Genomic DNA, 6007 nt, shown 5'->3' with positions numbered 1-6007 from the left:
AATTAAATGAATAGAAAAGATCCCTATAAACCTATGCTTTGCAAGAGGGGTGGCAGCCGTAGGCTGACGGGGTGTTTTAAAATCATAGTTTTGCTAAAGTGCCTAACTCCAGTGAATAAAAAATAGAAGATATTTTTATGAGTGATAAAAAAGTAAAAGAAACAAAAAAAGTAGACAAAATAGATAAAGTGAAAGATTTGGAAAACATCAAAGAGCCACAGGCAGTCGTTGATGAAGCAGATGAATCACTACAGTTCAAGCCGATGAATTACCGGCAGGCAACCTATGTGATGGGCGCTGCATTAGTTGAGCAGTTGCCTTACGACTATGGGATTGAAGTGGCGTTTGCGGGGCGTTCTAATGCAGGTAAATCTAGTGCGTTAAATGCATTAACTGAACAGACGAAATTAGCACGTGTCAGTAAAACACCTGGGCGGACGCAACTGATCAATTTATTTGAGTTGGAAGAGCATAAACGTTTGGTTGATTTACCTGGTTATGGTTATGCCAAAGTGTCGGAAAAGATCAAAGCAAGTTGGCAGAAAACGCTAGAGATATATCTAACAACGAGAGCGTGCTTAAAGGGGATAGTGTTGCTTGTGGATTCGCGTCATCCGATTAAAAGTTTTGATTGTATGATGATTGAAGCAGCAGTACAGAATGATTTAAACTTACATGTTTTATTAACCAAGGCGGATAAGCTTAATAATTCAGAAAAATCAAAAGCGGAGCGCTTATTACGTGACTATTTAAAGCAAGTGCGCGCACCTGAGAATATTAGTTTTCAATTGTTTTCAGCGCAAAGCAAAATGGGATTAGATAAGTTAAAACATAAGCTCGATCAATGGTATAATCTACCATTTGTTGATTTGGAAAGTATCTAACGGCTAAATCTTAAGAGGGGGGAAGGTTGTGCAAAGGCATGAAGATCAATGTGTATTACGCTTAGAGAATATTCATAAAAGTTTTCCAGGGACTAAAGCATTAGATGGTGTGAGCTTATCAGCGTATCGCGGCAAAGTGATGGGGCTTTTGGGCGAGAACGGTGCCGGCAAGTCAACGTTGATGAAAGTGTTAAATGGTATTTACCAAAAAGATGAAGGGGAGATTTATTGTTTTGGTAAAAAGGTTGAGTTTGATGGTATTGCCAAAGCGCAAGCAGCGGGCATTGCTATGGTGCATCAAGAGCCCCATATATTGCCGGATTTGACGATTGCAGAGAATGTTCTGTTGGGTCGTGAGGTTATGCGTAATCGCCTAAGTATTGACTGGAGAGCAACCTATCACAAAGTCGATAAAATACTTGATCAATTGCACATGCAGCAAAAAGCAGCAAGCTTGGCGAATAACTTAAGTATTGGTGATCAAAAGCTTCTGGAGCTTGCCAAAGCCTTATCATTAGATGCACAAATTATTGTGATGGATGAACCTACCGATGCGCTTACTGAAAAAGAAGTCAGACGTTTGTTTGAGATCATCAAAAAATTGTGTTCCGAGGGCAAATGCATTATCTATATCTCGCATCGCATGGAGGAGATCTTTGAGATTTGTGATGACATTACGATTATGCGTGATGGTCAGTTTATTATTGAAAGTAAAACAAATGCATTAACGCATGAACAAATTATTGAGAAGATGGTTGGTCGTAAGATGACGGCATTATCATCTACAGAGCATACTCATATCTCAGAGCAGTCAATGCAACAATTATTTAAAGCAGAAAACATCAGTAATGATAAAATCGAGCCCGCAAGTTTCGTTATTCATCAAGGTGAAGTGCTTGGCGTGTATGGGCTAATTGGTGCTGGAAGAACTGAGCTTGCGCGCAGTATCTATGGTTGTCACCCGATTAAAAAGGGGCAAATGATGTTGGCAGGTGAGGTGATTCGCGTAAACAATCCAACACAAGCCTTAGCTCATGGTATTGTTTATATCTCAGAAGATCGCAAGGTTGATGGGCTTGTTTTGGGTGCTAGTGTTAAAGAGAATATGACGCTAGCATCACTTAAAAAACTTTCAAATGCATTTGGACATATTGATCGATCACAAGAAAAAGAGATGGTTTCTAAGTATATCGATCAACTGAAAATTAAAACACCTAATCAAGAGCAACTAGTCAGTAATCTAAGCGGTGGTAATCAGCAAAAAATTGCGATTGCCAAAGGATTATTATGTCAACCTAAGCTGTTAATTTTAGATGAACCAACACGTGGCATCGATGTGGCTGCAAAACGCGAGATATACCGCTTGATTCATACACTTAAAGCGCAGGGCTTGGCGATTTTATTTATTTCCTCAGAAATGCCTGAGGTGATTGGCTTGAGTGATCGCATGTTGGTGATGCGTGAAGGTGAGATAAAGGGTGAGTTGAGATCAGCTGATATCTCGCAAGAAGCGGTTATGAAATTGGCAATTGCTTAAATGACTTAAGGGGAGAGTAATGCTAAAAAGTAGAATGATGAGTAAAGTTAATAAACAGTTTTTAATCGAACATAAGGCGGCATTGGCACTTGTTGTCATGATTATTGTGATGTCATGTTTAAATCAATACTTTCTGACATGGAATAATATCTTAGTGATTTTGCAACAGACATCTGTCAATGCTGTGATTGCAGTGGGTATGACCTTTGTTATTTTAACCAAGGGTATTGATCTATCGGTTGGCTCTGTATTAGCACTTTGTGGTGTAATTTGCGCGTTTTTATTGCAATGGATGGTACCGATTTATTTGGTTATTCCTTTGACGATTTTAGCCGGTGTTATCTTTGGTGGTGTCAGTGGTACGATTGTCACTAAGGGCGCGGTGCAACCATTTATTGCAACATTGATTACCATGACCTTATTTCGTGGGTTGACAATGGTGTTTAGTGATGGTTATCCGGTGGCAACAAGCTCTGACGCTTTTGCTTTTATCGGTACGGGTAGTTTGTTGGGCATTCCTTTTCCTGTATATATTATGGCAGTGGTTTTTGCGGTGTCTTTTTATGTATTGAAATACACGCGTTTCGGCCGATATGTCTATGCCACAGGTGGTAATGAAGAGGCAACAAAGCTTGCCGGTATTCGTGTTAATCGTATTAAATTTGCTGTTTATTCCATCTCGGGTGCCTTATCAGCAGTCGCGGCAATGATTATTACATCACGGCTTTCATCAGCGCAACCTACAGCAGGTACAGGTTACGAGCTTGATGCAATCGCTGCAGTGGTTTTAGGCGGGACGAGCCTTTTTGGTGGTAAAGGTAAAATTATGGGCACATTGATGGGTGCGCTTATTATCGGTTTATTAAGTAACGCGCTTAACTTAATGGACGTTTCCTCGTATTATCAGATGATCGTCAAGGCATTGGTCATATTGATTGCGGTACTATTTGATTTTAAAGTGAAAAACTAGTGTAACTAACTAACTAACCTCATGGAGAAGAAATGAAAATGAAAACACGTATTTTTAAAGTAATTACAGCTATTGTTGGTATTGTTGCTATGCTCATTGTGGCAGGGTGTAGCAGCTCAAATGATAATAATAAAACGGTTGGCTTTGTGGTCTCGACTTTAGATAATCCATTTTTCGTTAGTATGAAAAATGGGGCTGAAGAAACAGCTAAAGCAGAAGGATATAAAGTTATCACACTTGATTCACGAAATGATCCGGCAAGAGAATTGTCTAATGTTCAAGATTTAATTACTAAAAACATTAAAGTGATTATCATTAACCCAACCGATTCACAAGCCGTTTCTAATGCGGTGAAATATGCGAATCAGCATGGTGTTGAAATCATTACGTTGGATCGCACAGCTGATTCAGGCAAAGTATTGTCACATATTGAATCTAATAATGTGGCAGGTGGCAAAATGGCAGCGCAATACATGATTGATCGCTTAAATAACAATGGCAAAATTATCGAGCTTCAAGGGATTCCGGGTGCTTCAGCGTCTAAAGAACGTGGTCAAGGTTTTGATACTGAAATGGCAACATCAGATATCAAGATTGTGGCGAAACAGCCAGCGAACTTTGATCGCACACAAGGCTTGAACGTTACCCAAAACTTATTGCAATCTAACCCTGATGTTAATGGTATCTTCGCGCAAAATGATGAAATGGCATTGGGTGCTATGCGTGCGATTGAAGAAGCAGGTAAAAAGCATATTATCCTGATTGGTTTTGATGGCACAAAAGAGGGTATCAATGCTGTTAAAGCTGGAAAAATGGCAGCAACCATTGCGCAACAACCGTATTTAATGGGTGAGCTTGGCGTTGAAGCAGCGATTAAATTCTTGCGTGGAGAAAAGGTAAATCCGCATATTGTTGTTCCTTTGAGATTAGTCACTCAATCTAACGCTTAATCTGCTAGGCATTTAGAGCAAATATTGGTATTCTTATGCCAGTTTTTAGGAATGGAATGAACAAATTAAAGGTAAAACAATGAACGCAAAAATTAGTAATGTTGTTGCAAGACAAATTTTAGACTCTCGTGGTAACCCGACAATAGAAGCCGATGTTATTTTAGAATCAGGTGCTTTTGGACGTGCTGCTGCACCTTCAGGTGCATCAACGGGTACTAGAGAAGCGCTCGAGTTACGCGATGGCGATAAGAAGAACTATCTTGGCAAAAGCGTGCAAAAAGCAGTGAATAATGTCAATAAGGCTATTAAAAAAGCGGTTGTTGGCTTAGATGCTTTAGATCAACGTTTGGTTGATCAGACGATGATTGATCTTGATGGTACTGAGAATAAAGAAAAATTAGGTGCTAATGCGATTTTAGCGGTATCTTTGGCATGTGCTAAAGCGGCAGCTTCACATCTGAGAAAACCTTTTTATCGTTATTTGATGAACTCTAAGGAGTATATTATGCCGGTGCCGATGATGAATGTCATCAACGGTGGTGAGCATGCTGATAATAATGTCGATATGCAAGAGTTTATGATTATGCCAGTTGGCTTTGAGAAGTTTACTGATGCACTTCGTTGTGGCGCTGAAATATTTCACACCTTGAAAAAAGTTCTAGCAAATTCAGGTTTTAGCGTTGCAGGTGTAGGGGACGAGGGCGGATACGCCCCTAACTTGCCATCAAATGCAGTGGCGATCGAGATGATTTTAAAAGCGATTGAAGAGGCAGGTTATAAAGCCGGTGAAGAAGTTTATATCGCATTAGACCTAGCCAGTAGTGAGTTCTATAAAGATGGTAAGTATGTGTTAGCATCTGAGAATAAATCATTAAGCTCAGCAGAGTTCGTTGATTATCTAGAAGATTGGGTTAATCGCTATCCAATTATTTCTATTGAAGATGGCATGGCTGAGAATGACTGGGATGGCTGGAAGTTATTAACTGAACGTTTAGGCAAAAAAGTGCAATTAGTTGGTGATGATTTGTTTGTGACCAATAGCAAAATTTTGCGTGAAGGAATTGATAAAGGCATTGCCAATTCGATCTTAGTTAAACTGAATCAAATCGGTACATTAAGTGAGACGTTTGAAGCGATGGCGATGGCAGCTGAAGCAGGTTATACTTGTGTTATTTCACATCGCTCAGGTGAGACATCTGATACGACGATTGCTGATTTAGCTGTAGCAACGGGTGCCGGACAAATCAAAACGGGTTCACTATGCCGTTCTGATCGTGTTTCTAAATACAATCAGTTGTTACGTATTGAAGAAGATCTAGCAGATAATGCCATCTATCCAGGGCTTAAGACATTTAATTTTAGTGGCGATGTTGATACTGATGATTCAGCTGCTGAGCAAAGTGCTGAAACAACAGAGGTAGTTGCAGAAACCGAAGTTGCGCAAACAAACACTGTTGTTGAAGAGACAATCGTTATCGTTGAAGATGAAAAAAATCATACGACTGAGGTTAAGGAGCATATCGTTGAGAAAACGGAAGCCTTAGTGGATGATACACAGATTCAAGAGGATAAAGAAATTAAAAAGATTGAGCCGGTTGAATCAAATGATACAACAGCAGAAGCACATCCCAAAGCATAAGCAAATATCAAAAACCTAAAAAATAAA

The 6007-nt window shown here is 39.6% G+C and carries 4 protein-coding genes and 1 pseudogene; all 5 read left to right on the top strand.

The window, feature by feature from the left end:
- Nucleotides 1-263: 263 nt before the first annotated feature.
- On the top strand, nt 264-884 hold the full coding sequence (gene yihA, locus ACY10D_RS07795; protein WP_487000189.1) for a ribosome biogenesis GTP-binding protein YihA/YsxC: 621 nt from the start codon (nt 264-266) through the stop codon (nt 882-884).
- 28 nt (nt 885-912) lie between these two features.
- Complete coding sequence (locus ACY10D_RS07790; RefSeq protein ID WP_487000187.1) at nt 913-2421, top strand: sugar ABC transporter ATP-binding protein; 1509 nt, start codon at nt 913-915, stop codon at nt 2419-2421.
- Between the two features lie 19 nt (nt 2422-2440).
- Nucleotides 2441-3391, top strand: a complete 951-nt coding sequence (rbsC, locus tag ACY10D_RS07785) for a ribose ABC transporter permease (protein WP_487000186.1) — start codon at nt 2441-2443, stop codon at nt 3389-3391.
- A gap of 32 nt (nt 3392-3423) precedes the next feature.
- Nucleotides 3424-4341, top strand: a complete 918-nt coding sequence (gene rbsB, locus ACY10D_RS07780; RefSeq protein ID WP_487000185.1) for a ribose ABC transporter substrate-binding protein RbsB — start codon at nt 3424-3426, stop codon at nt 4339-4341.
- 79 nt (nt 4342-4420) lie between these two features.
- A pseudogene (eno, locus tag ACY10D_RS07775) lies at nt 4421-5705 on the top strand (phosphopyruvate hydratase); the annotation flags it as partial.
- Nucleotides 5706-6007 lie beyond the last annotated feature (302 nt).

The sequence above is a fragment of the Cysteiniphilum sp. genome, assembly GCF_057495195.1.
Note: the sequence above shows the minus strand (reverse complement) of the source record. Positions and strands in the feature narration are given on the sequence as shown.

What these genes read in the sequence shown, in the direction of transcription:
- yihA (WP_487000189.1), top strand. Translation starts at nt 264, where the DNA reads ATGAATTACCGGCAGGCAACCTATGTGATGGGCGCTGCATTAGTTGAG.
- rbsC (WP_487000186.1), top strand. Translation starts at nt 2,441, where the DNA reads ATGCTAAAAAGTAGAATGATGAGTAAAGTTAATAAACAGTTTTTAATC.
- rbsB (WP_487000185.1), top strand. Translation starts at nt 3,424, where the DNA reads ATGAAAATGAAAACACGTATTTTTAAAGTAATTACAGCTATTGTTGGT.